Origin of the sequence: Nocardioides alkalitolerans (genome assembly GCA_038184435.1) — a bacterium.
In the GTDB taxonomy this organism is placed as follows: domain Bacteria; phylum Actinomycetota; class Actinomycetes; order Propionibacteriales; family Nocardioidaceae; genus Nocardioides; species Nocardioides alkalitolerans_A.
The window spans coordinates 2,130,065-2,156,387 of the sequence record CP116227.1 but is presented as its reverse complement, the minus strand read 5'-3'; the positions used below and the strand labels follow the sequence as shown (position 1 = coordinate 2,156,387).

Genomic DNA, 26,323 nt, shown 5'->3' with positions numbered 1-26,323 from the left:
ACGAGCGGGGTCGAGCCTAGCGTTCGTGGACCCCGGTGCGGGGGTCGGGTCGCTCACGGGGTCCACCGGGGGCGTCAGCGCGTCAGGCCGACGGTGCCGGCGGTGATCGCGATGCCGACGAGCACGGCCGCGGTGGCGACGCTCGTCAGCAGGAGCAGGCGCGTCGCGCCGGTCCTGACGGCCACCCGCAGCGCCAGGTGGCGGCGGCCGTCGCGGTTGTCCTGGACCAGCCCCGGGAGCGCCCGGAGCACGTGGACGCAGACGCCGAGCAGCGCGGCCAGCACGACCATCTCCACCACCGGCGGCTCGCCCTGGTGCTGCCCGCCGAGCCCGCCGTAGGACAGGAAGACGGGGTACGTCGCGAACGACAGCGCCCACGGCAGCCACGACAGCACGCCCCCGCGCAGCACCAGGTTGCCGACGAGCGCGATCCCGAGGCCGACGAGGTACGCCGCGGCGGCGACCAAGCCGTTGGCGACCGCCACCGGGACGAGCGCGAGGGTCGCGCACGCGATCGCGAACCAGACCGTCCCGGGCTCGAGGACGCCCGTGGCCAGCGGCTTGCCGGTGCGGCCCGCGGCGCGGTCGGCGTCGCGGTCGACGATGTCGTTGTGCCAGCCCAGGATCGCCTCGCCGAGCCCCACGGTCAGGGCGACGAGGCCGACCTCGCTCATCGGGCGGCCGCCGACGAAGGCGGCCAGGGCGACGGCGGCCGCCGTGACGACGAGCTGCCGGGGGTGCGCGGCGACGACGAGGGCGAACGCGCGGCGTACCCCGCCCGGGAGTCGCAGCCGCCGTCCGCCGTCGCCCGGCTCGGGAGCCGCGGCAGGGGTCGAGTCGTCGTCCGGGGTGTCGTCCGAGCGCTCGTGCGCCTCGGCCTCCGTCGTTGCGGCCATGCCCCGCAGTATCGGTCACGCGGCCCCCGTCCGCGAGGGGTGCGGGCGCCCCGGGACGAACCGTCGCGGCGTCGTCGCCGGGGGCCGGTCGTCCGTCCCCGACGCCCGGCGACCGGACGTCTTGCGGCGGTCGCGGCACACGTTCTGTGCTCTTGTCAACCCTCCGCGAGGCTCCTGACCTGCGCAAACGCGCCTGAGAGGGGGATGAGAGCCGTGTTAGACTAGGCAGTCGAGGAAGGGGAACCTGACATATGACTTTCACCGTCGGCGAAACGGTCGTCTATCCCAATCACGGGGCCGCAGTCATCGAGGACATCGAGATGCGGAAGATCAAGGGAGAGGACCGGCAGTACCTGGTGCTGCGGATCGTTGCCCAGCAGGACCTCGTGGTGAGGGTGCCGGCGTGCAACCTCGACCTCGTGGGTGTCCGGGACGTGGTGGACAAGGAGGGGCTCGACCGCGTGTTCGACGTCCTCCGTGCCGACCAGGTCGAGGAGCCGACCAACTGGTCGCGGCGCTACAAGGCGAACCTCGAGAAGCTGCACTCCGGCGACGTCATGAAGGTCGCCGAGGTCGTGCGCGACCTGTGGCGTCGTGAGCGGGACCGCGGCCTCTCGGCCGGCGAGAAGCGGATGCTGGCGAAGGCCCGCCAGATCCTCGTCTCGGAGCTCGCGCTCGCGGAGAGCACCAACGAGGACAAGGCCGAGACGATCCTGGACGACGTGCTCGCCTCCTGACGCTCCTGCACCACCACCGGACCCCGGGAACCCCACGGTTCCCGGGGTCCGTTGCGTCTGCACTAGGTTCGCAGCGTGAGTGCTGTGCTGCCGCCCGACCTCCCGGACCCGTACGACGAGGTGGACACCCTCGACGAGCCGGTGCTCGGTGCCGTGGTGGAGGAGGAGCGCGGCTCGCTGCCCTTCGCCCTGGTGCACGGCGAGTCGCTCGTCGCCGCCGCCGCGTGGGCGCTCGGGGCGGCCGGCGTGGAGGCCGTCGCACTCGGGACACCGTGGGCGGACGTGCAGGAGTCGGAGCAGCCGTTCGTGCTGCACGACGCCCTCTGCCCGCTGCTGGACCCCGGCACGATCGCGGCCCTGGTGCGCCGGGCCATGGCCACGGGCGCGGTGGTCGTGGGCGTGCGGCCCGTGACCGACACCGTCAAGCTCGTGCGCGACGGCGCGCTCGGCGAGACGCTCGACCGGGACGCGCTCGCCGCGGTGGCGTCGCCCGTCGTGCTCCCCGCGGCCGTGGTCGCCGACCTCGAGCGGCTGCCCAGCCTCGACTTCGCGGCGCTCGCGACGGTGCTGCAGGCGCGCTACGACGTCGAGCTGGTCGAGGTGCCCGCAGCCGCTCGCCGGGTCACGTCGCTCGACGACGTGCGCGTGCTCGAGGCGCTCACGCAGCGTTGAGCCGGGCGTGCCGGTTCAGGCGACGCCCTCGTCGGTGATCCGCCAGATCCCGTCGTGGTCGCGGGAGACGCACATGCCCCAGAAGGTGCGACCGTCCGGCATGCTCACGTCGCCGTTCTCGACGTCGGCGGTGAAGAGGACCTTCGAGCCGCAGGTGTCGGAGACCGTGCCCTCCACGGTGACGAGGTGCATCTCCATCGGGTGGCTGAAGCGACGCAGGTCGTCGCCCGGGCGCCCGTCGATCCGCGTTCGCCGTGGCGAAGTCGCGGGCGACGACGGCTTCGAGGTAGGCGACCACGGCCTCCTCGGCCGTGGCGTCGGGGCCGGGGACGGCGACGTCGGCCCGGGGAGCCGACCAGAGCAGCAGGGCGACGAGTCCGACGACGGCCAGCACGCCCGGGACCAGGACGAGGGCGACGGCGGGGCGGGAGAGGCGCACCGGGGGAGCGGAGAACACCCCTGGATCATGGCCCAGGACGGGCGTTCCCGCGGCGTTTTCCGCAGGGGTCAGTCGAGCAGCGCCGCCGCGACCCGGAGGTCCTCGGCGTAGGTCACCTTGAGGTTCGGCGCCGTCGACTCCACCGCCACGATCCGCAGCCCCCCACCAGCCGCACCGGTCGCGCCGGCCCACGCGTCGACGCACGCGGCCGTGTCGGTGCCGTCGAAGTCGTGCGCCGCGGCCCAGCGGTAGGCGGCGAGGAGCTCCGGCGCCCGGAACGCCTGGGGCGTCTGCACGCCGACCGCGTGGACGTCGCGGCCCACGCCGGGCACGGGGCCGCCGGCGCGGCGTACCAGCGGGGGGACCGGCGCCGCCGGGACACCGCCGCCGTGCTCGCGGGCGGCGACGATCGCGCGCTCGTAGAGGTCGACGGTGGCGAGCGGTCGCGCGGCATCGTGGAGGGCGACGACGTCGAGGTCGTCGGCCACGTCGGCGAGCGCGGCGAGCGCGGCCGCCTCGGAGGCGTGCCGCGTCGCGCCGCCCGCGACGAGCCGCACCTCGCGGTCGCCCAGCTCCGGCTCGAGCAGCGCCGCGACCTCGGCCTCGTCGCCGGGGCGCACGACCACGACGAGGGCGGCCACGTCGGGCACCGCGAGCGCCGTGCGCAGGGAGCGCACGAGCACGGGGACACCGGTGAGCGGCAGCAGCACCTTGTTGGTGCCGGCGCCGACGCGGGTCCCGGAGCCGGCGGCGAGCAGGACGATCGCGGAGCTCAACGGCCCTCCTCGGGCGGACGATTTTCACGGGCGTTACACGGCGTCACGCCACGTCAACACGCGCAGCCTAGTTTCCACCGCACCAGCGAGATCTCGGGCCTCGCCCGGGCAGCCCTGCCGTGGCCGCCTGGACGGTCCGGCCGGCGAAGGGACGACCCATGGGCGGGCAGGAGTGGCGACCGGTCTGCCGCGTGGTCGAGCTCGAGGTCGAGCGGGGGGCGACGGCCCTCGTGCACGGTCAGGCGGTCGCGCTGTTCCGCCTCGCGGACGACACGGTCCACGCGCTGGGCAACCACGACCCCTTCGCCCACGCCTCCGTCATGGCCCGGGGCATCGTCGGCTCGCGCGACGGCGTTCCCTTCGTGGCCTCCCCGGTCCACCGCCACTCCTTCGACCTCCGCAACGGTCGCTGCCTCGAGGACGAGACCGTCGGCGTACCGGCCTACGAGGTGCAGGTCGTCGAGGGCGTCGTGCTCGTGGGGGCCCGCAAGCAGGACGCGCGGCCGGACGGCGGGCAGTCCTCCGCCCGTCGCACGGGGTGAGCCGCGAGCGCCGATGACGCTGCGGGTGGGGCCCGCCTGCGATGATGGCCGGGCGATGAGTGGACGCCGGGGCGAGATGACGATCGACGAGCTGGCCGCACGGGTCGGGATGACCGTGCGGAACGTCCGCGCGTACGCGACCCGCGGGCTCATCGCGGCCCCGCGCCTCATCGGGCGCAAGGGCTACTACAACGAGGACCATGCCGCCCGGCTCTCCCTGGTGCGCGACCTCCTCGACCGGGGCTACACGCTCAACGCCGTCGAGAAGGCGCTGGCGGAGAACCCCCAGGTGCCCGAGAGCCACGCCCTCGACCTGCTGACGTTGCTGACGCGGCCGATCGGCGGTGCCGTCGAGCCCGAGGAGACCTCCGTGCAGGCGCTCGCCGAGCTCGCCGGCGTCGAGCACGACGAGGAGTTCGTGGCGGCGCTCGCCGAGCGCGGCCTGCTGGTGCGGGTCGACCCCGACACGGTGCGGATGCTGCGCCCCGCCCTCGTGCGCGCCGGTGCGCAGGCGATGCGGATGGGGCTCGGCAAGGAGCGGGTGCTCGACCTCTTCGACCAGGCGGCCACGCAGCTCGGCCACATGGCGGAGGCCTACGTGGGGGCCTTCCGCGACGACGTCTGGCAGCGCTTCCTCGACGAGGGCATGCCCGAGGACCAGTGGCCGGTGCTCGTCTCCAGCATCGAGGCGCTGCTCCCGGTCGTGAGCCAGGCGGTGCTGGCGTCGTTCCGTTACGAGCTGGCGCAGTCCATCGAGAAGGTCCTCGCCGCCGAGCTCGGCCAGCTCACGGGCGAGCAGGCGCAGCAGCTCTTCGGCGAGAGCGGCACCCCCGACTGACCCTCAGGACGCCGGCACGACGAGCGCGGTGGCGATCGCCGCGACGCCCTCGCCGCGTCCGGTCAGGCCGAGCCCGTCGGTGGTCGTGGCCGAGAGCGTGACGGGCGCACCGGTCACCTCCGACAGCACACCCTCGGCCTCGGCCCGCCGCGGGCCCAGCCGGGGGCGGTTGCCGATGACCTGGACCGCGACGTTGCCGACGACGAAGCCGGCGGCGTGCACGCGCCGTACGGTCTCGGCGAGCAGCGCGACGCCCGCGGCGCCGGCCCACTCGGGCGCCGACGTGCCGAAGTTGCTGCCGAGGTCGCCGAGGCCGCAGGCCGACAGCAGCGCGTCGCAGGCCGCGTGCGCCGCGACGTCGGCGTCGGAGTGGCCCTCGAGGCCCCGCGGCTCGTCGGGGAAGTGGAGCCCGGCGAGGTGCATCGGGCGGCCCTCGGCGAAGCGGTGGACGTCCGTGCCGACCCCCACGCGCGGGACGGCGGAGGGGGGCGGAGGAGTGGGGGTGGGGCCCGGTACGGTCACGGGAGGATCATGCCGGACCGATCGGGAGGGGCAGCGGTGAGCGACGCGCGGGTGACCGACGACGCCCCGCCGCGCCTGCTGCCCGGGCGGCTGCTCTGGGCTTCCGCCGGCGTCGCCGCGGCGGTGCTCGGCGCCGGCCTCGGCGAGCTCGCCGCCGGTGCCCTCACGCTCCACCTCGGCCCGGTCGTCGGCGCGCGCGAGGCGATGACCGTCGTGCTCCCGTCGGAGTTCGTCATCCGCGACGGCATCGACATCGTCCCCCTCCTGACCGGTGCGCCCCTGGTGGTCCTGCTCGCGCTGTTCCTCGTCGTGCTGGCGGCGGTCGCCGGCGTGGGCGCCGCGCGAGGATGGCGCCGTCCGGTGGTCGTCGGCGGGGTCGTGCTGGCCCTCGGGGCGGTCTCGGTGCTGCTGCGCCCCGAGCCCTCGCTCCTCGAGCTGGCGCCGGTGGTGGCCGGCACGCTGGGCTTCGCGCTCGGGCTCGTCCTGCTCGCCGGCCTCCTGCGCCGCCAGGGGGTGGAGGCGGAAGCGGTGCCGGACGCCGCGGCGGACCCGCTCCCGGCGACGACCCGCCGCGCGTTCATCGGTGCCGCAGCCGGTGTGGCGCTCGCGGGCGTGGCCGCGGCCGTCGTGGGCGAGGTCGTCGGTCGGGGCCGTCGCGCGGTCGAGCAGGGGCGCCAGTTGCTGCGGCTCACGATGGTGACCCCGCCGACCGAGCCGGCGGGGGTCGGCGTCGGCGTCGAGGGCGTCGCGCCGTGGACGACGCCGGCGGCCGAGTTCTACCGGGTCGACCAGGCGGTCGTCGTGCCGACGATCGCGGCCGAGGACTGGACGCTCCGCATCCACGGCGAGGTGGAGCGCGAGGTGGTGGTGACCTACGAGGAGCTCATCGAGATGACCGTCCGCGAGCAGTGGGCGACGCTCGTGGGTCTCAGGTACGAGGTGGGCGGCGAGCAGGTCGGCAACGCGTGGTGGTCGGGCGTGCCCACGAGCGCGCTGCTGGCGCGTGCCGGCGTGCTCACCGGCGCCGACGCGGTCGTGCAGACCGGCGCGGACGGGTGGCGCTGCGTGACGACCACCCAGGTGCTGGGCGACCCGGGTCGCCGCGCGCTGCTGGCCTTCGCGATGAACGGCGAGGCGCTGCCGCTCGAGCACGGCTTCCCGGCCCGCACGGTGGTGCCGGGTCTCTACGGCGGGGTGTCGGCCTGCAAGTGGGTCGTCGAGTGGGAGGTCACCCGGCTCGAGACCGTGGCCGAGGACTTCGCCGACCGGCCGTTGCAGGCGCCCGTGCGGATCGGCGCGCGCATCGACGTGCCGGAGGACGGCACCACCCTGCCGCCCGGCTCCGTGACCGTCGGCGGGGTCGCCTGGGCGCCGCCCATCGGGGTCGGCGCCGTCGAGATCGCGGTCGACGACGACGGCTGGCGGCTCGCGAACCTCGGGGTCGCGCGGGAGCACGACGCCTGGGCGCAGTGGAGCGCGACGCTCGACCTCGAGCCGGGGGAGCACCGCGTGCGGGTGCGTGCCCGCGACCGCGTGGGCACCCAGCAGGAGCCGGACCCGCTCGAGGACGGCGCCGGCGCCACGGGGCTCCACGAGGTCACGCTCACCGTCGACGCGGACGCCGACGACGAGGGCTGAGCCTCAGGGCCCGGTCACCCCGGTGCTCACCAGTTGCGGCGCGTGCCCCGGGGCGGCACCGGGTGGGCGGCGTCGCGGATCACGTAGACCAGCCCGCCCGAGCGCGGCAGCCACGCTCGCTCGAACTGCGCCCGCTGGTAGACGCGCCGCACGCCGGAGTTCTTCGACGCGGCGGGATCGTTGACGACGACGTCGCCCTCGGGCGTGAAGCCCACGATGACGAGCAGGTGGCCGTTGGTCGCGCTGATCGGGGCGCCGTCGAGCTCGCCGCGGGCGAAGCTGACCGACGCGATGAGCGGGATGCCGTAGGCGATGAACTCCTCGGCCTCCCGCAGGTCGCGCAGCCGGGTCACGAAGGCGTGCGGCACGCGCTGGTTGGCGTAGGCCGTGTTGAACGGCCAGTTCCCGCAGCCCTTGTACGCGTTGTCGTACACGTTCCGCGCGACGTGGTCGACCCACGGGTCGGGGTGCCCGGCCGGCACCCAGGCGCGCTCGTTCGCCGGGGGGAGCGCGTTGTAGTAGCCCAGCACCATCGCGACCGACGTCGGGGAGCACCAGGCCTCGCCGCCGGCGCCGTACTGCGGGTAGTGCCCCGAGTGGACCATCTGGGAGTACTGCGGCACGTTGAGCGTCTTGGTGATCCCGCGGGGTGCGGAGGCGCGCGTGAAGGTGGTGGGCACGCGGGAGGTCATGGCGCCGATGGAGCTGACCGTGGGGGTGCCGGCGATGCCGCGGGCGCGGTAGAGCACGACCTGCAGCTGGTACTGCCGCAGCCCCGTCGCGCTGTGCGTCTTCCAGGTGTCGACGTCGACGAACGCGAGGTCGTCGGTCTGGCGGCCCGAGCTGGTGCGCTTCACGCGGTTGTCCCACGCGGCCCAGCGCGCGAGCGTGTCCCAGCTGGTCGTGCGTCCGGAGCCGTCGCGGCCGCGGACGTGCACGTCGATGAACGTGTCGCCCGGCGTCGTCGCCTTCCAGGAGGCGATGAGCTGGGTGAAGCCGAAGCCCTCGGAGACCCACGGCGAGTGCCACGCGCCGCCCTCGTAGGTCTTGCCGTTGAGCGTCGTCGTCAGGCGCGGCTTGGCGATGACGAGGCGGCCCGAGGAGTCGAGCGCCGTGCGGTCGAAGGTGCCGTTGCGCAGCAGGCGGGAGCCCTCCCACGCGCGCCACATGATCTGGCGCGTGGAGTCCGCGGACGCGGGCGCGGCGAGCCCCGGCAGGAGGCCCGTCGTGGACGCGACTGCCGCGCCACCGACGGCCACGGCGGGCAGCCGCAGCAGGGTGCGCCGCGTCGCGGCCGGCTGGTCGGTGGGCCCGGTGGGGACGGTCTGCTCGCTCACCGCTCGAGCGTACGTCGCGGTGACGCCCGTGTCAGGAGTTGCGCGAGAGACGGATGCGACGTTCCAGCTCCCCGGGTCGTGGTGTGAGCCCTGCGAGAGGTGACGGCCTCGCACCACGACTCGGGAGGGGAGGGGAGGAGGGGCGGCAGCGCGGTAGGTTCGACCGCGTGATCGACGACGAGCAGGGGGGCACCGTGTCCCCGGGGGCGGACGCGCCGCCGCGCTCGCTCATCGTCACGATCTACGGTCTCTACGCCCGGGAGCTCGGCGGCTGGATGAGCGTCAGCGACCTCATCCTGCTGATGGCCGAGCTCGGCGTCGACGCGCAGGCCGTGCGCTCGTCGGTCTCGCGGCTGAAGCGTCGCGGCATCCTCGTGAGCGAGCGGCGGGGGAGCGCGGCGGGCTACGCGCTGTCGCCCTACGCGCGCGACGTGCTCGGGGCGGGCGACCGCCGCATCTTCGCCCGTCCGGCGAACGACGACGTCGACTGGGTGGTGGCCGTCTTCTCGGTGCCCGAGTCGGAGCGGCAGAAGCGGCACGCGCTGCGGGCCCGGCTGACGTGGCTCGGCTTCGGCACGGTGACGGCCGGGGTGTGGATCGCCCCCGGTCACCTCGTCGACGACACCCGTGAGGTGCTCGCCGCCGAGGGGCTCGACACCTACGTGGACCTGTTCCGGGCCGACCACCTGGGGTTCGGTGCGACCGGCGACAAGGTCGCGCGCTGGTGGGACCTCGGGGCGCTCGACGGGCTCTACCGCGACTTCCTCGCCGCGCAGGCACCCGTCCTGGAGCGGTGGCAGGCGGCGGGGGAGCCGTCGGGGGCCGACGGCACCGCCTTCGCCGACTACGTCCGCGCACTGACGGCGTGGCGGCGGTTCCCCTACCTCGACCCCGGCCTGCCCGCCGACCTCCTGCCGGAGGGCTGGAGCGGCACGCGGGCCGCGGACACCTTCTTCGAGCTGCGCCGTCTGCTCGCCGGCCCGGCCCACGACTTCGCCGTGGACCGGACCGCGGTGGACCGGACCGCGGTGGACCGGACCGCCGTGGACCGGACCAGCCGGGCCTGACCGCTCGCTCTCAGGCCTGCGGCACCCGCAGGCGCTCGTCGGGGATGACGGCCACGCCGAGGATCTCGATGAGGGCCTCCGGCTGCCAGAGCGCGGTGGTGCCGATGCCCGCCATGGCGGGGTAGACCGGCCCGGCGAGCTCGCGCCACACGGCCCCGATCTCGCGGCCGTGCGCCTGGTAGTCGGGGATGTCGGTGAGGAAGATCGTGATGCTCACCAGGTCGCCCGGCTCGCCGCCGGCCTCCGCCAACGTCGTCAGCACGTTGGAGAACGCCTGGCGGAACTGCTCGACGATGCCGCCCGGGACGATCCGCATGTCCTTGTCCAGCGCCGTCTGCCCGCCCAGGTAGAGCGTGTTGCCCGCGAGCGTGCCGTGGGAGTAGCCGCTCGGGGCCGGGAGCGACGCGGGGTTGATCGCGACGGGGCTGCTGCTGGACATGGGTCCTCCTCGTGGTGGGCCGCGGCGGACGCGGCGTCGTCGTGCGGTCGAGATCGACCCTAGACGATCTATTGACGTTTGGCGACGGTCGTGCAAATCTCGCTATATCGAGTTCACGACGTCCGCCAGGAGAGCGACATGCGTTACGCCACCGTGATCGACCCGACCCGGCCCGACCGGCCGCGCGCCGCGGTGCAGCGTGACGGGTCCTGGCACGCGCTGGGAGAGGGGGACCTCTCCGCGCTGCTCGCCTCGGGGGCGCTGGGCACGGGCAGCACCCCGCCCGTCGGCGTCGCGATCGCGGGGGCCGTACCGGTCAACCCGCTCCCGGCGCCCACCAAGGTGATCTGCTGCGGCCTCAACTACGGCGACCACATCGCCGAGACCGGCCGCGAGCGCCCGCGGTTCCCGACGCTCTTCCCGAAGTACGCCGACACCCTCGTCGGCCCGACCGACGACGTGGTGCTGCCCGCGGGCGTCCAGGCCGACTGGGAGGCCGAGCTCGCCGTGGTCGTCGGCGCCCCCCTGCGCCGGGCGGGCCGGGACGAGGCCGCCGCCGCGGTGCTCGGCTACACCGTCGCCAACGACGTGTCGGTGCGCGACTGGCAGCGCCGCACGCTCGAGTGGTTCCAGGGCAAGGCCTGGGACGCCACCACCCCGCTCGGCCCCGTCGTCGTCACTCCCGACGAGGTCGACCCGGCGGCCGGCCTCGCCATCAGCTGCCGCGTCAACGGGGTCGAGGTGCAGCGTGACAGCACGGCGACGCTCGTCTTCGACGCGGTCGACCTGCTCGCCTACATCTCGACCTTCACGGTGCTCCGCCCCGGCGACGTGGTGCTGACCGGCACCCCGGGCGGCATCGGCATGACCCGCGACCCGGCCTGGTACCTCGCCGACGGCGACGTCGTCGAGACCGAGGTCGAGGGCATCGGGGTCCTGCGCAACACGGTCCGCCTCACCGACTCCTGATCCACCCACCCCCACCGGACGAACACCCGACGAGAACCGAGGAGAACGATGCACATCGACCCCCACGCCGACCACGTGCTCGAGGGCGACAACTCGATGTACGCGGGCCCCTCGGGGCTCGTCGTACCGGTCGTCACCCGCGGCGGTCTGGAGACCGGCCGCACCGGCCAGTCCGAGGGCGCCCACCGCATCTCCGGGGTCAGCCCGCAGCACACCCCGGCCACGAAGATCTGGTACGGCCAGGTCAGCAACGAGGCCGGCTTCCGCTCGGTGCCCCACCACCACGGCGAGGCGGAGACGGGCGGCTTCGTGCTCCGCGGCCGCGCGCGGATCTACTTCGGCGAGCGCTACGAGGACTACGTCGACATGGAGGAGGGCGACTGGGTCTTCGTGCCGCCGTTCATGCCGCACGTCGAGTGCAACCTCGACCGCAACAAGCCGCTGACGTGGATGACGTGCCGCACCCCGGACAACATCGTGGTCAACCTCGAGCAGGTCGCCGACGCGGCCCTGCGCGACTGGATGGACCGCCCGTGACCGCCCCGGAGCAGCCCACCTCCCGCACCGTCACCGACGCCCTGGCGCTCACGCCGACCGAGCCGGAGCTGTTCGACCTCGCCTTCACGGCGGTCACCCAGCCCTGCCCGTGGCCGAAGGCGTACGGCGGGGACATGGTCGCGCAGGCCGCTGCGGCCGCCGCCCGCTCGGTCACGGACGGCAAGTCGATGCACTCGATGCACTCCTACTTCATGCGACCCGTCGACATCGGCGCCGAGATCCGTTACGAGGTGGAGCTCCTGCGCGACGGTCGCGGCTACTCGACGCGCCAGGTGCGGGGCATCCAGAACGGCAAGGTCGCCTACGTCTGCCTGGCCGGCTTCGCGGCCGGGGAGGCGGGCGGCACCCACGCCGTCCGCCCGCCCACCGACCTCCCCTCGCCGGACGAGCTGCCGTCGTCCGCGGCGTACCTGGCGGGGGAGGAGCCGGGGAACGGCACCACCATGACGGCGGAGTCGCAGGCCTACTGGTCGGGCGGCCGCAGCTTCGACATGCGGCACGTGCCGGGGCCGGTCTACCTGCGGGTCGAGGGCGAGCAGGTGCCCCACCAGGCGATCTGGATCCGGCCGTTCGACGCGCTCCGCCCGGTCGAGGGCCTGACCGACGCGCAGCGTGACCTGGCGGCGCTGGCCTACGCCTGCGACTACACGATCCTCGAGCCCGTGCTGCGGACGCTCGGGCTGCCCTGGGCGCAGCCGGGGCTCGTCACGGCGAGCCTCGACCACGCGATGTGGTTCCACCGCCCACCGACCGGCGCTTTCGACGACTGGTTGCTCTATGCCCAGGAGGCGGTCGCGGCCGACGATGGTCGCGGCACCGGCCTGGGGCGCTTCTTCACCGCCACCGACCACCTGGCCACGGTCGTCCAGGAGGGCATGATCCGATCAGGACAAGGGACGTGACATGACCGCTCCGACGCTCCACCCCACCCTGCACCCCAGCCTCCACGACGACACCTTCGCCCGCGAGCAGCTGCCGCCCGCCGAGCTCTGGCCGGCGCTGGAGTTCACGACGGACGAGCTGCAGTACCCCGACCGCCTCAACGCCGCCGTCGAGCTCATCGACGTGCCGGCGGCGCGCTGGCCCGACCGTGTCGCGCTGCGCACGCCCGAGGGCGAGACGTGGACCTACGCCGAGCTCCTGACGCGCGCCAACCAGGTCGCGCAGGTGCTCACGGAGGACCTCGGGCTCGTCACCGGCAACCGCGTGCTGCTCCGCTCGCCCAACAACCCCTGGACCGTCGCCGCGTGGCTCGGCGTCCTCAAGGCGGGCGGCATCGCGGCCACGACCTTCGCCGCGCTCCGGGCGCGCGAGCTGCGGCCCATCGTCGAGAAGACGCGGCCCACCCTCGCGCTGGCCGACCACCGCTGCGCCGACGACCTCGAGGAGCTGCGCGCCGACGTGGCGCCCGACCTCCGGATCGTGACGTTCGGCGGGGACGCGGCCGACGACCTCGTACGGCGCTGCGCCGCCAAGTCCGGGGAGTTCGCAGGAGTCGCGACCTCCGCCGACGACGTCGCGCTCTTCTGCCCCACGTCGGGCAGCACGGGTGTGCCCAAGATCTGCACGCACTTCCACCGCGACATCCTGTCGATCGACCACACCTTCGGGCGTCACGTGCTGCAGCTGCAGCCGGACGACGTCGTCGCGTGCACCGCGCCGTTCGCCTTCACGTTCGGGCTCGGCATGCTCGTCGTCTTCCCCCTGCGGGCCGGGGCCTCCGCGCTCCTCACGGAGGGCGCGCCGCCGCCGGTCATGGCGGACCTCGTCGCGGACCACGGCGTGACGGTGCTCGCGACCGCGCCCACGGCGTACAAGCAGATCATCGGCGCCGGGAAGGTGCAGCGGCTCGCGGGGCTGCGGGCCGCGGTGAGCGCCGGGGAGCACATCCCGGCGAGCACCTGGCAACGGCTCCACGACGCCCTCGGGCTCAAGGTCATCGACGGCATCGGCGGCACGGAGATGCTGCACATCTACCTCTCCGCGGTCGGCGACGACATCCGTCCGGGGGCGACGGGACGTCCGCTGCCGGGCTACCGGGCCACGATCCTCGGCCCCGACGGCGAGGAGCTGCCGCCGGGCGTCGAGGGGCGGCTCGCCGTACGGGGGCCGGTCGGCTGTCGCTACCTGGCCGACGAGCGCCAGCGGAACTACGTGCTCAACGGCTGGAACCTGACCGGTGACACGTTCACCCGCGACGAGGACGGCTACTTCTGGTTCGCCGCGCGCACGGACAACATGATCGTGTCCGCGGGCTACAACATCGGCGGGCCCGAGGTCGAGGCCGCGCTCGACGACCACCCCGACGTCGTCGAGTCGATGGTGCTCGCCAAGCCCGACGACGACCGCGGCTCCATCGTGTGCGCCTTCGTGGTGCTCCGCGACGGGGTGCCCGCCGACCACGACACCGTCGTGCGGCTGCAGGACCACGTCAAGCAGACGCTCGCGCCGTACAAGTACCCCCGCGAGGTGCGCTTCATCGACGCCCTGCCGCGCAACGCCAGCGGCAAGCTCCAGCACTTCGCGCTCCGCGCCCGGCTCGCCGAGGAGGCCGCCGCCGCGCACGCGGACGCGGCCCCCGTCCCGGCCGGCTCCTGAGAGGACCTGACATGAAGATCGCGATCATCGGCGGGGGTCCCGGTGGGCTCTACCTCGCCGCCCTCGTCAAGCAGCTCGGCCCCGACCACGAGATCACCGTCTGGGAGCGCAACGCGCCCGAGGACACGTTCGGCTTCGGCGTCGTGTTCTCCGACGAGACCCTCGGCGGCATCGAGTCGGCCGACACGGCGGTCCACGCCGCCATGGAGCGCGGGTTCGCCCGCTGGACCGACATCGACGTCGACGTCGACGGCCACGAGTTCACGGTGGGCGGGCAGGGCTTCGCGGCGATGAGCCGCAAGGAGCTGCTGGCCATCCTCCAGGAGCGCGTCGCCGGGCTCGGCATCGACGTGCGCTACCGCACCGAGGCGCCCGACGTGGCCGAGCTGCGGGAGACCCACGACCTCGTCGTGGCCTGCGACGGGCTCAACTCCCGCGTCCGCGACCGGTACGCCGACGTGTTCCGCCCCGACCTGGACCGGCGGCACAACAAGTACATCTGGTTCGGCACCGACAAGGTGTTCGAGGCCTTCCAGTTCGTCGTGCGCAACACCGAGCACGGCACGATGCAGATCCACGGCTACCCCTACTCCGACGCGGGGTCGACCTTCATCGTCGAGATGCACGAGGACGTGTGGCGCCGGGCCGGGCTCGACGCCACCGAGCACGAGGTGTTCCCGCCCGGGGTCTCCGACACCTACGCGGTGGAGCGCGTCCGCGAGCTCTTCGCCGACGTGCTCGACGGCCACGAGATCCTCACCAACAACTCGAAGTGGATCAACTTCACGACGGTGCGCAACGAGCGGTGGCACGACGGCAACCTCGTGCTGCTCGGCGACGCCGCCCACACGGCGCACTTCTCGATCGGCTCCGGCACCAAGCTGGCGATGGAGGACGCGCTCGCCCTGGCCGCGTGCCTGCACGAGCACGCCGACCTCGAGACCGCGCTCGCGGCGTACGAGACCGAGCGGCGGCCGGTGGTGGAGTCGACGCAGCGCGCCGCGCAGGCGTCGCTGGAGTGGTTCGAGCAGATCGGGATGTATGCCGACCAGGACCCCGCGCAGTTCGTCTTCAACCTGCTGACCCGCTCGCGGCGCATCACGTTCGACAACCTGCGCGAGCGCGACGAGCAGTTCGCGGCGCAGATCCAGGCGGCGTTCGCGGAGCAGGTCGCCGTGGCCGGACCGGCGCGCGACGGCGCCACGCCGGCGATGTTCCAGCCGGTGCGCATCGGCGAGCTCGAGCTCGCGAACCGCGTGATGCTCTCGCCGATGGACATGTACTCCGCCGTCGACGGCGTGCCGCAGGAGTTCCACCTGGTGCACCTCGGCTCGAAGGCGCTGGGTGGCGCCGGCATCGTCATGGCGGAGATGACCTGCGTGTCGCCGGAGGGGCGGATCACGCCCGGCTGCCCGGGGTTGTGGACGGACGAGCAGCGCGACGCGTGGGCGCGGGTGACGTCGTTCGTGCACGAGCAGAGCCGCGCGAAGATCGGCGTGCAGCTCGGTCACTCCGGCCGCAAGGGCTCGACCCGCCTCATGTGGGACGGGATCGACCAGCCGCTCGAGACCGGCAACTGGGAGGTCATCGCGCCCTCCGCGCTGCCGTACGGCGAGGGGTGCCACGTGCCGCGGGAGGCGACGCGGGCCGACCTGGACCGGGTGGTGGCCGACTTCGTGGCGGCGGCCCGGCGGGCCGTGGAGGCGGGCTTCGACCTGATCGAGGTGCACGCGGCGCACGGCTACCTGCTGTCGTCGTTCCTCTCGCCGATCTCCAACCGGCGCACCGACGAGCTCGGCGGTCCGCTCGAGAACCGCCTGCGGTTCCCGCTCGAGGTGTTCGACGCGGTGCGCGCCGCGGTGCCGGCGTCCGTCCCGGTGACGGTGCGCATCTCGGCCACCGACTGGATCCCCGACGGCAACACCGCCGACGACGCGGTCGAGATCGCCCGGGCGTTCGTCGCCCACGGTGCCGCGGCCATCGACGTCTCGTCGGGCCAGGTCGGCAAGGAGGAGCAGCCGGCGTTCGGCCGGTCCTACCAGACCCCGTTCGCCGACCGGATCCGCCACGAGGTGGCCGCGGCCGCCGGCGTGCCGGTCATCGCGGTGGGGGCGATCTCGTCGGCCGACGACGTGAACTCGATCCTGCTCGCGGGGCGTGCGGACCTCTGCGCGCTGGGCCGCACCCACCTCTACGACCCCAGCTGGACCCTGCACGCGGCGGCGGAGCAGGACTACCGGGGCGACGGCGCGCCGTGGCCCGTGCAGTGGGCGGCCGGCCGTCGTCGTCCGCCGACGTCGCGCACCGACCGGGTGCCGCCGCGGCTGTCGCTCCTGCGTGCGGGCGCCGACGACGGCGTGCACGTGCGGTGGACGCCGCGGAAGCCGGTCGCCGCCGTGGCGGTCTGAGCCGTTCGTGGAACCCGGTCACGAGGTCCCCGTCGCCGTCGGGTCGACCCGCTCCCGCGTGGAGTGGATCGACACCGACGCGGCGGGGATCTACCACAACAGCACCGTCGTGCGGTGGGTCGAGGCGGCGGAGGCTGCCCTGATGCGCGAGCGGGGGCTGGCGGGCTACTTCCCGGCGGCCCCCCGGGCGCGCTACGAGGTCGACTTCCTCGCGCCGCTGTTCTTCGGCCAGGAGGTCGTGACGACGGTGACGGTCGCGCACGTCGGCCGCTCCTCGATGCGCCTGGAGTTCGAGGTGCGCGGGGAGGCGCACGCCGGCCGGCCGGCGTACGTCGCGGCCCGCGGCGCCTCCGTCACCGTGCACCTCGACCGGAGCAGCGCCGACCACGGCACGGGCGCCGCCGCGGCGCCGTGGCCCGCGGACTGGTTGGAGCGGCTGGGCGTCGGCGGGCGGTAGGTCGGGCTCGGCTGGGCTCGGCTGGGTCGGGGCCGGGCCCATGCCGGGCCGCGAATTGTGCGGCTGGGGCCCGCCGGACACGGTCCGCGGCGTACCAACGTCCCAGTTCGCGACCCGGCCCGGGTGCGCGTTGGAGGCGCGACGCCGCAGCCAGTCCGGTCGGCCCGAGGGGCTGGCCGCGCGACGTACCCCGGCCCACAGAAATGTGCGGCTGGGACGTGCTCGACCGGGTCCAGGTCGCACCAGCGTCCCAGTTCGCGAGCTCGCCTCGCTCCCTCAGGACGCCAGCGTCGTCGAGGGCGCCTGACCGTGCGCTGCGCGGTACGTCTGGGAGAACCGCCCGAGGTGGAAGAAGCCCCACCGGGCCGCGACCTCGGTGACGGTCGTGGTCTCGGGCGAGCCCTCGAGGAGGTCGGCGTGGGCGCGGGCGAGGCGGGTGCGGCGCAGCTCCTCCAGCGGCGTCGTGCCGCGCTCGCGCTGGAACGCCTCCTGCAGCGTGCGGGGGCTGACGCCGACCTCGCCGGCCAGGTCGGCGACCCGCCACGGCCGCTCCGGGCAGTCCTCGATGAGCGCCATGGCGGCTCGGACGGTGCGGGACACCGGTGCGCTGTCGGCGGCCGTCGGCGCCAGGGTCGAGCTGTTCGGCTGGGCGGCGAGCAGGCCCGAGACGATGACCTGCTCGAAGTGGCTGGCGGCCAGCGGGCTGCTGAGCACGCCGCGGCCGAGCTCGGCCTCGTCGCAGGCCAGGTGCACGAGGCGCAGCCAGCTGCGGATCGCCGGGGACCCGAGGTCGACGAGCGGGTCGAAGACGACGTCGCCCGTCCCGCCGGCCGCCTCCTCCACCGCGCGTCGCGGGAGGTGGACGAGCAGCTGCTCGCAGTCGGCCGACCAGATCATGTCGACGGGCAGGGAGGGGGAGGGCAGCGACGCGTACCCGCGGTTCGACGCCACCACCCGGTCGCCCACCTTGACCCGTGCGCGCCCCTTGAGCGGCACCTGCATGAGGTAGAAGTTCTCGAAGCGGCCCGGGGTGATGCGCACCTCGTCGCCGTACCGCAGGTAGTGCACGCTGATCCCGCCGACGTCCGCGGCGTTGTGGACCATGGACAGACGTCCGCCGCGTTCGGTCAGCGACAGCTCGTGCGGGCAGAACGACCGCCCGACCTCGGCGCGCGCCTGGTCGAGGTCGGAGGTCGCCAGCCGGGTGTGGCGGGACAGCAGCTGCACGGTCATGGTCACGCTCCTCGTGCGCGAGTGTGACCCCGATCATAACCGAGCCGTATTGCGTGCGCATTACGGTCGTCGAAGATCCGTGATACGCCACGCGGTCCCCGTCCCGGTCCCGGCCCCGGTCGTGGTGGGAGCCCGCGGGTCTTCGCAGGCCCGGCACCACGACCTGGGGGAGGGACGGGGAGGGAGCGCCCGCCCTCAGTGCCCCTTGAACGCCTCCTGCAGCCACCACGCGCCGCCGTCGCTCGCGATCTTCGCGTCGACGACCATCACGCCGTGGGGGTCGGCCGCCCAGGCCGCCACCTCCGCCAGGTCGGCCTCGGTGCGCACGGTGACGCCACAGGCGCCGTACCCGCGCGCGACCGCCGCGATGTCCGTGTCCGGGAAGGTGACGGTGCCGAGGTCGGGCGTGCCGTGGGAGCCGTCGCCGAAGTGGTGGACCTCGGCGCCGTAGGCGGCGTCGTCGTAGACCGCCACCAGCATCGGGATCCCCAGCCGCACGACCGTCTCGAGCTCGCTGATGCCCATCCAGAACCCGCCGTCGCCCGTGCCGACGACCGCGAGCCGGTGCGGCTGCGCGAGCGCGGCGCCGATGCCGCTGGCGAGGCCGAGCCCGATGGACTGGAAGGCCTGGGTGAAGCAGAAGCCGTTCTCGTCGGGGACGCGGAGGTACGTCGAGGGGTAGCCCATGAAGTTGCCCGAGTCGATCGCGACGACGCGCTCGGCGGGCAGGAGCGCGTCGAGGCCGCGGCTGAACACCCGCGGGTCGATCTGCTCGGCGGTGGAGACGTCGGGGGTGGGGGTGTCGTTCCACCAGCGCGCCTCGGCGAGGCGGGCCGCGACCTCGGCGGTGCGGTAGCCGGTGGACTTCGTGGTGAGCGCGTCGAGCACGTCCGCGGCGGTGGCTGCGCAGTCGCCGTGCACGCCGAGGTCGACGGGCCGGTGGGCGCCGAGCGCGGCGAGGTCGTCGTCGACCTGGACCACGCGGGCGGACGCCCCGATGAGCGAGCCGTGCCGCATCGTCCACATGTTGAGGGCGCAGCCCCAGCCGACGACGAGGTCGGCACCGGCGATGAGCTCGGCGGTCAGGGGCGCGGAGAACCCGCCGGAGATGCCGAGGTCGAACTCCTCGCCGCGGAACAGCCCGTTGGCCACGGCCGAGGTCGCCACGAGGGCGCCCGACGCCGCGGCGAGGGCCGAGATCTCGGGGCCGGCACCCCGGCCGCCGCGCCCGGCGACGAACACGGGGCGTTCGGCCGCCTCGATGAGCGCCGCCAGGTCCTCGACCGCGCGCCGCGCGGGCCGCACGGGCAGCGGGGCGGTGAGCCGCGGCGTACGGGCGTCGTCGGGAGCTGGGAGGGCCTGGACGTCGAGGGGCAGGTTGAGCACGACGGTGCGGCGGCCGTGCACGGCGGTGCGGTAGGCGCGCACGACGTCGGCGACGGCCGAGGCGGCGGAGTGCACGCGCTCGGGGACGGCGCCGACGCTGGCGACGAGGGCGTCCTGGTCGATGCGGAAGTTCGAGTTGACCGTGGCGCCGGCGGTGTCGGCGGCCAGCACGAGCATCGGGGTGCGGCTCTTGGCCGCCTCCCCGATGCCCGTGACGGCGTTGGTGAGCCCGCAGCCCTGGTGCAGGGACAGCACCGGGGGCAGGGTCCCGAGGCGTCCGTAGCCGTCGGCCATCGAGGCCGCGCCGCCCTCGTGGCGCGCCGCGGTGAAGGGCACCCCCGCGGCCCGGAGCGCGTTGGTGACGGCGAAGTTGCCGCTGCCGACCACGCCGAACGCGTGGCCGACGCCCAGGTCGGCGAGGGTGGAGCCGACGAGGTCGGCGACGGTGCGGGTCACGGGAGTGCCTTTCGGTGCGGGATCAGGCGGGGACGATCGCGAAGACGCGCGCCGGCGAGCCGGTGCCGCCCACGATCGGCAGGGGGGACACGACGACCATGGCGCCGGTGGCGGGGAGCTGGTCGACGTTCTGGAGCTGGGTGAGGCCGTACTTGTCGGCGCCGAGCAGGAAGTAGTGCACGGGGAACGCCGGCTCCATGCCCCCGGCCTGGCCGGCGTCGATGCCGACGGTCTCGACGGCGAAGCCCGAGATCGGCGACGCGGCGAGCCACTGCGCGCCGGCGGGGGAGACGCCCGGCGTGTGCGGGCCGTTCTCGTCGGCGTTGGCGAATGCCTCCGGGTCGCCGCCGCGCGCGCTCCAGCCGGTGCGGAAGACCAGCCAGGCGCCGTCGGGGAACGGGCCGTTGTCGGCGACGTGCTTCTCGAGGTGCTCCGGCTCCAGCAGGAAGTCGGGGTCGGCCGCGACCTCGGCGGTGAAGTCGAGCACGACGGCGGGGCCGACGAGGCGCGCCGGCGGGATGGTGTCGACGGAGTGGCCCTCGCGACCCGAGGCCCAGTGCACGGGGGCGTCGAGGTGGGTGCCGGTGTGCTCGCCGGTGTGGATGTTGTTCCAGCCCCAGAACGGCCCGTCGTCGTCGAAGTCGCTCACCTTCTCCAGCGACAGCGGGATCGTGTTGGCGAACGGCGGCGGCAGCTGCAGCACCGGCGTGCTGGGCGACAGCGGCGCGGTGAGGTCGACGAGGCGGGCCTCGCCGGTGGCGAGGGCGCTGAGCAGGGAGTCCACGACGGTCATCGGTGGAGCCTTTCGGTGAGGGCGCGGGCCCGCGAGGCGAGCCGCTGGACGGGGGGTGGGGCGAGGAGCTGCTGGGCGACGAGGTGTCCGGAGCCGGCACCGAGCCCGGGTCCGGGGTGGGTGAAGGCGCCGACGTGGAACAGGCCGTCCACGCCCGTACGGTGCCCGGTCGCGGTGCCCGGGCGCCAGAGCAGCGACTGGTCGAGCTCGGCCGCGCCGCCGTAGGGGTCGCCCTCGACGGCGTTCGCGTTCTCGCGCTGCAGGCGGGTCGGCGGCAGCGCGTGCACGCCGACGATCGACGAGCGGAGCCCCGGGGCGTGCTCCTCGATCCGGTCGAGCACCCGGTCGAGGTAGGCCTCCGTCACCGAGCCGTCCCAGCCGGAGCCGGTGGCGATGCTCCCGCCCGCGTCGCCGGTCGGCGCCCACGGCACCTCCTGCAGCTGCAGCCACAGCGTCGCGGCACCCGCGGGTGCCCGCGACGGGTCGAGCACGGACTGCTGGCCGACGACCACGGTGGGCGCGGCGGGCAGCAGCCCTGCCTCCGCCTGGGCGCAGGCGACGCCGGTGGAGGCGGCGCCGTCGCTGACGTGCACGAGCGGCACCGCGTCGAGCCGGTCGTCCGACCAGCGCAGCGGGGCGTCGAGCGCGAGGTGCACCTGCATCGCGGCGCGCCCGGGCCGGTGTAGCCGGGCCGCGCGCCGACCGGCCTCGGGGGTGTCGGGGCCGAGCAGCTCGCCGTACAGCCGCGACGTCGAGGTCGAGGCCAGCACCGCGCGACGCGCGACGAGGCGCTGGCGGTCGGCCGCTCCGCCGAGCCGTACGGCGCGCGCCCGCCCCTCGGCGACCTCGATGCGGGTCACGGGGGAGCCGAGGTGCACGTCGACCCCGCGTTCGGCGAGGAGGGCGGCGAACGCGTCGACGAAGCAGCCGGCGCCGCCCTCGACCACGGGGAGCCCGGCGGCGTGCATGGAGAACGCCATGACCGGCAGCATCAGGCCGCCCGTGGCGTGGTCGGGCCCGAGCCCCGCGTGGAGCAGCCACGGCGTCCACAGCTGGTCGACCTCGTGGCCGACGAACCGCTCGCGCACGAGCCCGCGCCCGCTCTGGGCGCTGACCCGCACGAGCTCGCGCAGGCCGTCGACGCCGAGCCCGCGGGCCGCGCGGGCGCCGAGGCCGACGAGGTCCTGCGGTCGCAGCTCGGAGCCCAGGGCCCCGAACACGTGCGGCGCCCAGCTCTCGAGCTGGCCGAGCATCGCGGCGTACGCCGCGGCGTCGCCCCCGTCGGTGAACCCGGCCGCCGTCGTGCCGGGGTCCCGGTCGGCGACGACCGCACCGCGCTCGGAGACCGAGGCGGTGACGGCGCCGTCGGTGTTGCAGTAGCGCAGCCCGTGGCGGTGCAGGTCGTCGCCGAGCACGCCGTAGGCGCCGCTGGTGACGAAGAGCGGGTGCCAAGAGCTGAAGGTGTCGTGCACGTAGCCGGGGGCGGTCAGCTCGTCGGAGGCGATGAAGCCGCCGAGCCGGTCGCGCTCGTCGACGAGCGCGACCGACCAGCCGGCGCCCGCGAGCTCGGCGGCGGCGACGAGACCGTTGATGCCGGCCCCGATGACGATGGCGTCGTAGGTGCTCATCGGGCCAGTCTGGCGCGCAGCTTGCCGAGCACGCCCGCGTAGTCGCTCGGGTCGAGCGGCAGCAGCCACTGCTTGGCCTTGGTGGCCTTGCCGACGTTGAGCCCGAGGTCGTCGAGCGTCTCGTCGATGTTGTGCACCGAGAACGGGATGATGTTGGTGCCCCGGGCGTGCTGGCCGCGGGTGCGCTCGCGCATCCAGTCGAGGATCTCCTCCGCCTCGGCGCGCATCGTGTCCTCGTCGGGCAGCGTGTGGCCGCCGCCGAGGTAGGACCCGATCCACAGCGCCGAGACCTCGGCGGAGAGCGGCGAGAAGAACGACGAGTTGTAGCCCGCGAAGCTGAGGTCCTCCACACCGATCGGGTGGATCTGGCGGTGGAGCAGGTAGTCACCCTGGTCGTTGGTGAACCGCGCGACGACGTCGTCGGGCAGGAACGGGATCTCCTGGGTCCAGCCGGTCGCGGCGAGCACGACGTCGGCGGGGATGACGGTGCCGTCGGCCAGCTCGGCGATCGGCTTGCCGTCGCGCTCGCCGAGGCGGCTGATGACGATGTCGCGGTGCACGGTGATGCGGCCGTCGGCGACGCCCTCGAAGAAGCCTTCGGTGGCGAGCGAGACGGTGGAGCGGGCGATGTCGGCGAAGGTGCCGAGCGGGACGAGGTCGAGCTGCTTCAGCTTGAGCTGGCGGGTCGAGACGCCGCCGACGCTGCCGACCATCTGGTTGGCCAGCAGGGAGTTCCGGGCGTGGAGCACCTTCTCCATGCCGTTGACGGAGCGGTAGCGGAACAGCCCCTCGCCCATGCGGGTCAGCATGAGGAACTTGTAGTTGAGCACGCCCTGGAGCTTGCGCGGCAGCTTCCACAGCAGCTCGCGGGCCACGACGGTCGTGGACGCGGCGACGGTGGAGACCTCGACGGTGATGTCGCAGGCCGACTTGCCGTAGCCGACGACGATCGCGTCCTTGCCGGCCACCTGGTCGAGGCTGTGGAGGTCGCCCGCGGGGAGCACCTCGCCGCCGACCTTCTCGAAGACGTCGCGGCCCTCCCACGGCGGCACGAAGGGCCGGGAGAAGATGCCGCTGGCGAGCACGAGGTGGTCGACGTGGGTCGTGAGCGTGCCCTCCTCGTTGGCCGTCGTCACGTCCCAGCCACCGCCGGGCGTGGGCTCGGCGGCGACGACCTCCGTCGCCAGCCGCAGGTGCGGCTCGAGGCCGAACTCGGCGACGTACTGCTCGAGGTAGGCCTGCACCTGCGCGCCGGAGGGCCACTCGGGGTAGTCCTTCGGCATCGGCAGCTCGGAGAGCGCGTAGGTGCCCTTGTTGTTCTGGGTCTTGAGGCCGGGGTAACGGCGCGTGGCGCTCCAGACGCCGCCGACGTCGGGGGTCTTCTCCCAGACGACGACGTCGTGGCCCAGGGCGCTGAGCACGCGGGCCGAGGAGAGGCCGGCGAACCCGGCGCCGACGATGCCGATCTTCTTCTTCGTGGGGCTGGGGCTGGTCATGGTGTGGTCCTCACTCACTCGGCGAGCAGGGGGATGGCGGGGACGGCTTGTTCGGGTCCCATGGCGGAGTAGCCGCCGTCGGCGGCCCAGTCGGCACCGGTGACGACGGAGGCGGCGTCGGAGACGAGGAAGGCGACGACGGCCCCGATCTCGTGGGGGTCGCCGACGCGCCCGGTCAGGTGGAACGGCGCGGCGACGCGGTCGGTCTTCGCGCGGTCGCCGCCGGAGAGGCCGTCCATGATCGCGGACCAGGTCCACCCGGGGCTGACGGAGTTGACGCGGATGCCGTCAGCGGCGAGGTCCATGGCCATCGAGCGCGTGAGCTGGGCGATGGCGGCCTTGCTGGCGGGGTAGACCCAGCGGCCGGTCTGCGCGACCGACGACGAGATCGAGGTGAAGTTGACGATGGCGGCGTGCTCGCTGGCCTTCAGCGCGCCGTGGGCCGCCTGCACGAGCGCGACCATGCTGACCAGGTTGACGTCGAGCGCGGTCAGCCAGTCGGCGCGGGGGGTCGCGAACCCCTCGTCCAGGTACGTCGCGGCGAGGTTGACGACGATGTCGATGCCGCCGTGCGCGGCGACGGTGCCCTCGACCAGCGCGGTGAGCGCGGCGTCGTCGGTGACGTCGGTGCGGGTGAAGGTGACCGCGCCGCTGCCGGCGGGGAGCGCCGCGGCGAGGTCGTCGGCGGCCGCCTGGCCGCCCGCCTCGTCGATGTCGGCGACCACGACGTTCGCGCCCGCCTCGGCGAGCGCGGCGACGACGCCGCGGCCGATGAGGGTGGCGCCGCCGGTGACGACGGCGGTGCGACCGGTGAGGTCCGTGGAGACGGGCATGCGGCCTCTCCTTCGCTCGGGTCGGACCGCCTCGTGCGGCCCGGGTTGAGCGGGAACCGTAGGTGCGCGGTGCCGGGGGCGATATCCACCGAGCGCGGCGGTCGTCCGGGATGCGCAGGTGGCGTCCGACCGCCTCTAGACTCATCCGGGTGACGCTCAGGCTCTTCGACACCGCGACCCGCGAGGTCCGTGACTTCCGACCCCTCCGCGAGGGCGAGGTCAGTGTCTACGTCTGTGGTCTCACGGTGCAGTCGGAGCCCCACGTCGGCCACGTGCGCTCGGGCGTGAACTTCGACGTGCTGCGGCGCTGGCTGGAGGTGCGCGGCTACGCGGTCTCCTTCATCCGCAACGTCACCGACATCGACGACAAGATCCTCACGAAGGCCGCGGCGGCGGGACGCCCCTGGTACGCCCACGCCCAGCTCATGCACCGGCAGCTCACGGCGGCGTACGCGTCGCTCAACGTCGAGCCGCCCACCTACGAGCCGGCGGCGACGGGCCACGTGCCCGAGATGCTCGAGCTCATCGAGGAGCTCATCGGGCGCGGGCACGCGTACGCCGCGGAGGACGGCTCCGGCGACGTCTACTTCGACGTGCGCTCGTGGCCCGCCTACGGCGAGCTGACGCGCCAGGGCATCGACGACATGGAGGCGGCGGCCGACGCCGACCCGCGCGGCAAGCGCGACCCGCGCGACTTCGCCCTCTGGAAGGGCCACAAGGAGGGCGAGCCGCTCACCGCGTCGTGGCCCTCCCCGTGGGGCCGTGGCCGTCCGGGGTGGCACATCGAGTGCTCGGCGATGGCGGGGAAGTACCTCGGTGACGCTTTCGACATCCACGGCGGCGGCTTCGACCTGCGCTTCCCCCACCACGAGAACGAGCAGGCCCAGTCGCGTGCCGCGGGGCGTGACTTCGCGTCGTACTGGATGCACAACGCGTGGATCACCACCGCCGGCGAGAAGATGAGCAAGTCGCTCGGCAACACGCTGTCGATCCCGGTGATCCTTGAGGAGTTCCGGGGCATCGACCTGCGCTACTACCTGGTGGCGGCGCACTACCGCTCCCACGTGGAGTTCAGCTTCGAGGCGCTCGCGGAGGCGGCGGCCGGGTTCGCCCGGGTCGAGCACTTCCTCGAGCGGGCGGCGGCGACGGGCGCGCTCGAGCTCCCTGGATCGCTCCTCGACGTGCTGCCCGAGGGCTTCGTGGCGGCGATGGACGACGACCTCGGCACGTCGACGGCGGTCGGCGTGCTGCACGACGCCGTGCGCGAGGGCAACAAGGCGCTGGCCGCTGGCGACGCCGCCGCGGCCCGCGTCCACGGCGTGGCGGTCCGCGCCATGCTGGCGGTGCTCGGCCTCGACCCCGCCGACGAGGCGTGGCCGACGCCGTCGGCCGACGCTGGCCTGACCGCGGCGGTGGACGTGCTCGTGGCCGGCCTGCTCGAGGAGCGGGCGGCGGCGCGGGCGGCGAAGGACTTCGCGGCCGCGGACGCGATCCGCGACCGCATCAAGGCGGCCGGCATCGAGGTCACCGACACGCCCGACGGGGCGACCTGGACGATCGCGTGACGCGCACCCAGCGCGCACGAACTAGAGGAGACGAGTAGGA

At 74.1% G+C, this 26,323-nt stretch carries 25 protein-coding genes; 13 read left to right on the top strand and 12 right to left on the bottom strand.

The annotated features are described in order from the left end of the window. Nucleotides 1-74: 74 nt before the first annotated feature. A complete protein-coding gene (locus PIR53_10355) occupies nucleotides 75-896 on the bottom strand; it encodes a UbiA family prenyltransferase (protein WZH54372.1) in 822 nt (273 codons plus the stop codon). A gap of 251 nt (nucleotides 897-1,147) precedes the next feature. On the opposite strand from PIR53_10355, the gene PIR53_10350 reads away from it, so the two are divergent. After that, the gene (locus PIR53_10350; GenBank protein WZH54371.1) at nucleotides 1,148-1,633 is read left to right on the top strand and encodes a CarD family transcriptional regulator; all 486 of its coding nucleotides are present in this window, start codon (nucleotides 1,148-1,150) and stop codon (nucleotides 1,631-1,633) included. 75 nt (nucleotides 1,634-1,708) lie between these two features. After that, complete coding sequence (locus PIR53_10345) at nucleotides 1,709-2,305, top strand: 2-C-methyl-D-erythritol 4-phosphate cytidylyltransferase (protein ID WZH54370.1); 597 nt, start codon at nucleotides 1,709-1,711, stop codon at nucleotides 2,303-2,305. Between the two features lie 15 nt (nucleotides 2,306-2,320). On the opposite strand, the gene PIR53_10340 is transcribed toward PIR53_10345, so the two are convergent. Together PIR53_10340 and PIR53_10335 are read right to left on the bottom strand one after the other, a co-directional pair. Further along, nucleotides 2,321-2,503 carry a hypothetical protein gene (locus PIR53_10340; protein ID WZH54369.1) on the bottom strand — a complete coding sequence of 61 codons (183 nt, stop codon included), beginning with the start codon at nucleotides 2,501-2,503 and terminating at the stop codon, nucleotides 2,321-2,323. A 309-nt stretch (nucleotides 2,504-2,812) separates the two neighbouring features. Continuing rightward, nucleotides 2,813-3,520 carry a 2-C-methyl-D-erythritol 4-phosphate cytidylyltransferase gene (locus tag PIR53_10335; GenBank protein WZH54368.1) on the bottom strand — a complete coding sequence of 236 codons (708 nt, stop codon included), beginning with the start codon at nucleotides 3,518-3,520 and terminating at the stop codon, nucleotides 2,813-2,815. Nucleotides 3,521-3,678: 158 nt separating this feature from the next. Between PIR53_10335 and nirD the strand changes: the two genes are divergently transcribed. After that, a complete protein-coding gene (nirD, locus tag PIR53_10330) occupies nucleotides 3,679-4,062 on the top strand; it encodes a nitrite reductase small subunit NirD (protein WZH54367.1) in 384 nt (127 codons plus the stop codon). 55 nt (nucleotides 4,063-4,117) lie between these two features. Continuing rightward, entirely contained in the window at nucleotides 4,118-4,900 is a 783-nt protein-coding gene (locus tag PIR53_10325) for a MerR family transcriptional regulator (GenBank protein ID WZH54366.1), read from the top strand. Between the two features lie 3 nt (nucleotides 4,901-4,903). Here the strand turns inward: PIR53_10325 and ispF are convergent, their stop codons facing one another. Next, nucleotides 4,904-5,368, bottom strand: coding sequence for a 2-C-methyl-D-erythritol 2,4-cyclodiphosphate synthase (ispF, locus tag PIR53_10320; protein WZH54365.1), 465 nt, complete (start codon nucleotides 5,366-5,368; stop codon nucleotides 4,904-4,906). Nucleotides 5,369-5,458: 90 nt separating this feature from the next. Between ispF and PIR53_10315 the strand changes: the two genes are divergently transcribed. Continuing rightward, nucleotides 5,459-7,060, top strand: coding sequence for a molybdopterin-dependent oxidoreductase (locus PIR53_10315; GenBank protein WZH54364.1), 1,602 nt, complete (start codon nucleotides 5,459-5,461; stop codon nucleotides 7,058-7,060). A gap of 26 nt (nucleotides 7,061-7,086) precedes the next feature. On the opposite strand, the gene PIR53_10310 is transcribed toward PIR53_10315, so the two are convergent. Continuing rightward, complete coding sequence (locus tag PIR53_10310; protein WZH54363.1) at nucleotides 7,087-8,397, bottom strand: C39 family peptidase; 1,311 nt, start codon at nucleotides 8,395-8,397, stop codon at nucleotides 7,087-7,089. 167 nt (nucleotides 8,398-8,564) lie between these two features. Between PIR53_10310 and PIR53_10305 the strand changes: the two genes are divergently transcribed. Beyond that, complete coding sequence (locus PIR53_10305; protein ID WZH54362.1) at nucleotides 8,565-9,464, top strand: PaaX family transcriptional regulator C-terminal domain-containing protein; 900 nt, start codon at nucleotides 8,565-8,567, stop codon at nucleotides 9,462-9,464. Nucleotides 9,465-9,474: 10 nt separating this feature from the next. On the opposite strand, the gene PIR53_10300 is transcribed toward PIR53_10305, so the two are convergent. Further along, the gene (locus tag PIR53_10300; GenBank protein WZH54361.1) at nucleotides 9,475-9,903 is read right to left on the bottom strand and encodes a RidA family protein; all 429 of its coding nucleotides are present in this window, start codon (nucleotides 9,901-9,903) and stop codon (nucleotides 9,475-9,477) included. Between the two features lie 138 nt (nucleotides 9,904-10,041). Between PIR53_10300 and PIR53_10295 the strand changes: the two genes are divergently transcribed. The 6 genes from PIR53_10295 to PIR53_10270 are packed head-to-tail and all read left to right on the top strand — an operon-like array spanning nucleotide 10,042 to nucleotide 16,893. Continuing rightward, nucleotides 10,042-10,872: a fumarylacetoacetate hydrolase family protein gene (locus tag PIR53_10295; GenBank protein ID WZH54360.1), complete on the top strand. Its 831-nt coding sequence runs from the start codon at nucleotides 10,042-10,044 to the stop codon at nucleotides 10,870-10,872. Between the two features lie 48 nt (nucleotides 10,873-10,920). Further along, nucleotides 10,921-11,409, top strand: a complete 489-nt coding sequence (locus PIR53_10290; protein WZH54359.1) for a cupin domain-containing protein — start codon at nucleotides 10,921-10,923, stop codon at nucleotides 11,407-11,409. Next, nucleotides 11,406-12,332, top strand: a complete 927-nt coding sequence (locus PIR53_10285; protein ID WZH54358.1) for a thioesterase family protein — start codon at nucleotides 11,406-11,408, stop codon at nucleotides 12,330-12,332. The genes PIR53_10290 and PIR53_10285 overlap by 4 nt, the downstream gene beginning before the upstream one ends. 1 nt (nucleotide 12,333) lies before the next feature. Further along, a complete protein-coding gene (locus PIR53_10280) occupies nucleotides 12,334-14,028 on the top strand; it encodes an AMP-binding protein (protein WZH54357.1) in 1,695 nt (564 codons plus the stop codon). Between the two features lie 11 nt (nucleotides 14,029-14,039). Then, the gene (locus PIR53_10275) at nucleotides 14,040-16,436 is read left to right on the top strand and encodes a bifunctional salicylyl-CoA 5-hydroxylase/oxidoreductase (GenBank protein WZH54356.1); all 2,397 of its coding nucleotides are present in this window, start codon (nucleotides 14,040-14,042) and stop codon (nucleotides 16,434-16,436) included. Between the two features lie 7 nt (nucleotides 16,437-16,443). After that, nucleotides 16,444-16,893: an acyl-CoA thioesterase gene (locus tag PIR53_10270; protein ID WZH54355.1), complete on the top strand. Its 450-nt coding sequence runs from the start codon at nucleotides 16,444-16,446 to the stop codon at nucleotides 16,891-16,893. Between the two features lie 276 nt (nucleotides 16,894-17,169). On the opposite strand, the gene PIR53_10265 is transcribed toward PIR53_10270, so the two are convergent. The 6 genes from PIR53_10265 to PIR53_10240 form a co-directional block, all read right to left on the bottom strand. Then, on the bottom strand, nucleotides 17,170-18,126 hold the full coding sequence (locus tag PIR53_10265) for an AraC family transcriptional regulator (protein WZH54354.1): 957 nt from the start codon (nucleotides 18,124-18,126) through the stop codon (nucleotides 17,170-17,172). 195 nt (nucleotides 18,127-18,321) lie between these two features. Further along, nucleotides 18,322-19,968, bottom strand: a complete 1,647-nt coding sequence (locus tag PIR53_10260) for a thiamine pyrophosphate-binding protein (protein ID WZH54353.1) — start codon at nucleotides 19,966-19,968, stop codon at nucleotides 18,322-18,324. Between the two features lie 22 nt (nucleotides 19,969-19,990). Beyond that, entirely contained in the window at nucleotides 19,991-20,761 is a 771-nt protein-coding gene (locus PIR53_10255; protein ID WZH54352.1) for a cyclase family protein, read from the bottom strand. Next, nucleotides 20,758-22,389 carry an NAD(P)/FAD-dependent oxidoreductase gene (locus PIR53_10250; protein ID WZH54351.1) on the bottom strand — a complete coding sequence of 544 codons (1,632 nt, stop codon included), beginning with the start codon at nucleotides 22,387-22,389 and terminating at the stop codon, nucleotides 20,758-20,760. The genes PIR53_10255 and PIR53_10250 overlap by 4 nt, the downstream gene beginning before the upstream one ends. Continuing rightward, nucleotides 22,386-23,885, bottom strand: a complete 1,500-nt coding sequence (locus tag PIR53_10245) for an NAD(P)/FAD-dependent oxidoreductase (protein WZH54350.1) — start codon at nucleotides 23,883-23,885, stop codon at nucleotides 22,386-22,388. Before PIR53_10245 ends, PIR53_10250 begins: the two co-directional genes overlap by 4 nt. Before the next feature lie 14 nt (nucleotides 23,886-23,899). Next, nucleotides 23,900-24,718, bottom strand: a complete 819-nt coding sequence (locus PIR53_10240) for an SDR family oxidoreductase (protein WZH54349.1) — start codon at nucleotides 24,716-24,718, stop codon at nucleotides 23,900-23,902. Between the two features lie 110 nt (nucleotides 24,719-24,828). Between PIR53_10240 and cysS the strand changes: the two genes are divergently transcribed. Beyond that, on the top strand, nucleotides 24,829-26,283 hold the full coding sequence (gene cysS, locus PIR53_10235; protein WZH54348.1) for a cysteine--tRNA ligase: 1,455 nt from the start codon (nucleotides 24,829-24,831) through the stop codon (nucleotides 26,281-26,283). The last annotated feature ends 40 nt before the right edge of the window (nucleotides 26,284-26,323 follow it).

Bases quoted from the DNA above. Each gene is read 5' to 3' on its own strand.
- PIR53_10255 (WZH54352.1), bottom strand. From the start codon at position 20,761: ATGACCGTCGTGGACTCCCTGCTCAGCGCCCTCGCCACCGGCGAGGCC.
- PIR53_10240 (WZH54349.1), bottom strand. From the start codon at position 24,718: ATGCCCGTCTCCACGGACCTCACCGGTCGCACCGCCGTCGTCACCGGC.
- cysS (WZH54348.1), top strand. From the start codon at position 24,829: ATGCGCAGGTGGCGTCCGACCGCCTCTAGACTCATCCGGGTGACGCTC.
- PIR53_10250 (WZH54351.1), bottom strand. From the start codon at position 22,389: ATGAGCACCTACGACGCCATCGTCATCGGGGCCGGCATCAACGGTCTC.
- PIR53_10265 (WZH54354.1), bottom strand. From the start codon at position 18,126: ATGACCGTGCAGCTGCTGTCCCGCCACACCCGGCTGGCGACCTCCGAC.
- PIR53_10280 (WZH54357.1), top strand. From the start codon at position 12,334: ATGACCGCTCCGACGCTCCACCCCACCCTGCACCCCAGCCTCCACGAC.
- PIR53_10275 (WZH54356.1), top strand. From the start codon at position 14,040: ATGAAGATCGCGATCATCGGCGGGGGTCCCGGTGGGCTCTACCTCGCC.
- nirD (WZH54367.1), top strand. From the start codon at position 3,679: ATGGGCGGGCAGGAGTGGCGACCGGTCTGCCGCGTGGTCGAGCTCGAG.
- PIR53_10355 (WZH54372.1), bottom strand. From the start codon at position 896: ATGGCCGCAACGACGGAGGCCGAGGCGCACGAGCGCTCGGACGACACC.
- PIR53_10290 (WZH54359.1), top strand. From the start codon at position 10,921: ATGCACATCGACCCCCACGCCGACCACGTGCTCGAGGGCGACAACTCG.
- PIR53_10350 (WZH54371.1), top strand. From the start codon at position 1,148: ATGACTTTCACCGTCGGCGAAACGGTCGTCTATCCCAATCACGGGGCC.
- PIR53_10300 (WZH54361.1), bottom strand. From the start codon at position 9,903: ATGTCCAGCAGCAGCCCCGTCGCGATCAACCCCGCGTCGCTCCCGGCC.
- PIR53_10245 (WZH54350.1), bottom strand. From the start codon at position 23,885: ATGACCAGCCCCAGCCCCACGAAGAAGAAGATCGGCATCGTCGGCGCC.
- PIR53_10325 (WZH54366.1), top strand. From the start codon at position 4,118: ATGAGTGGACGCCGGGGCGAGATGACGATCGACGAGCTGGCCGCACGG.
- PIR53_10295 (WZH54360.1), top strand. From the start codon at position 10,042: ATGCGTTACGCCACCGTGATCGACCCGACCCGGCCCGACCGGCCGCGC.
- PIR53_10340 (WZH54369.1), bottom strand. From the start codon at position 2,503: ATGGAGATGCACCTCGTCACCGTGGAGGGCACGGTCTCCGACACCTGC.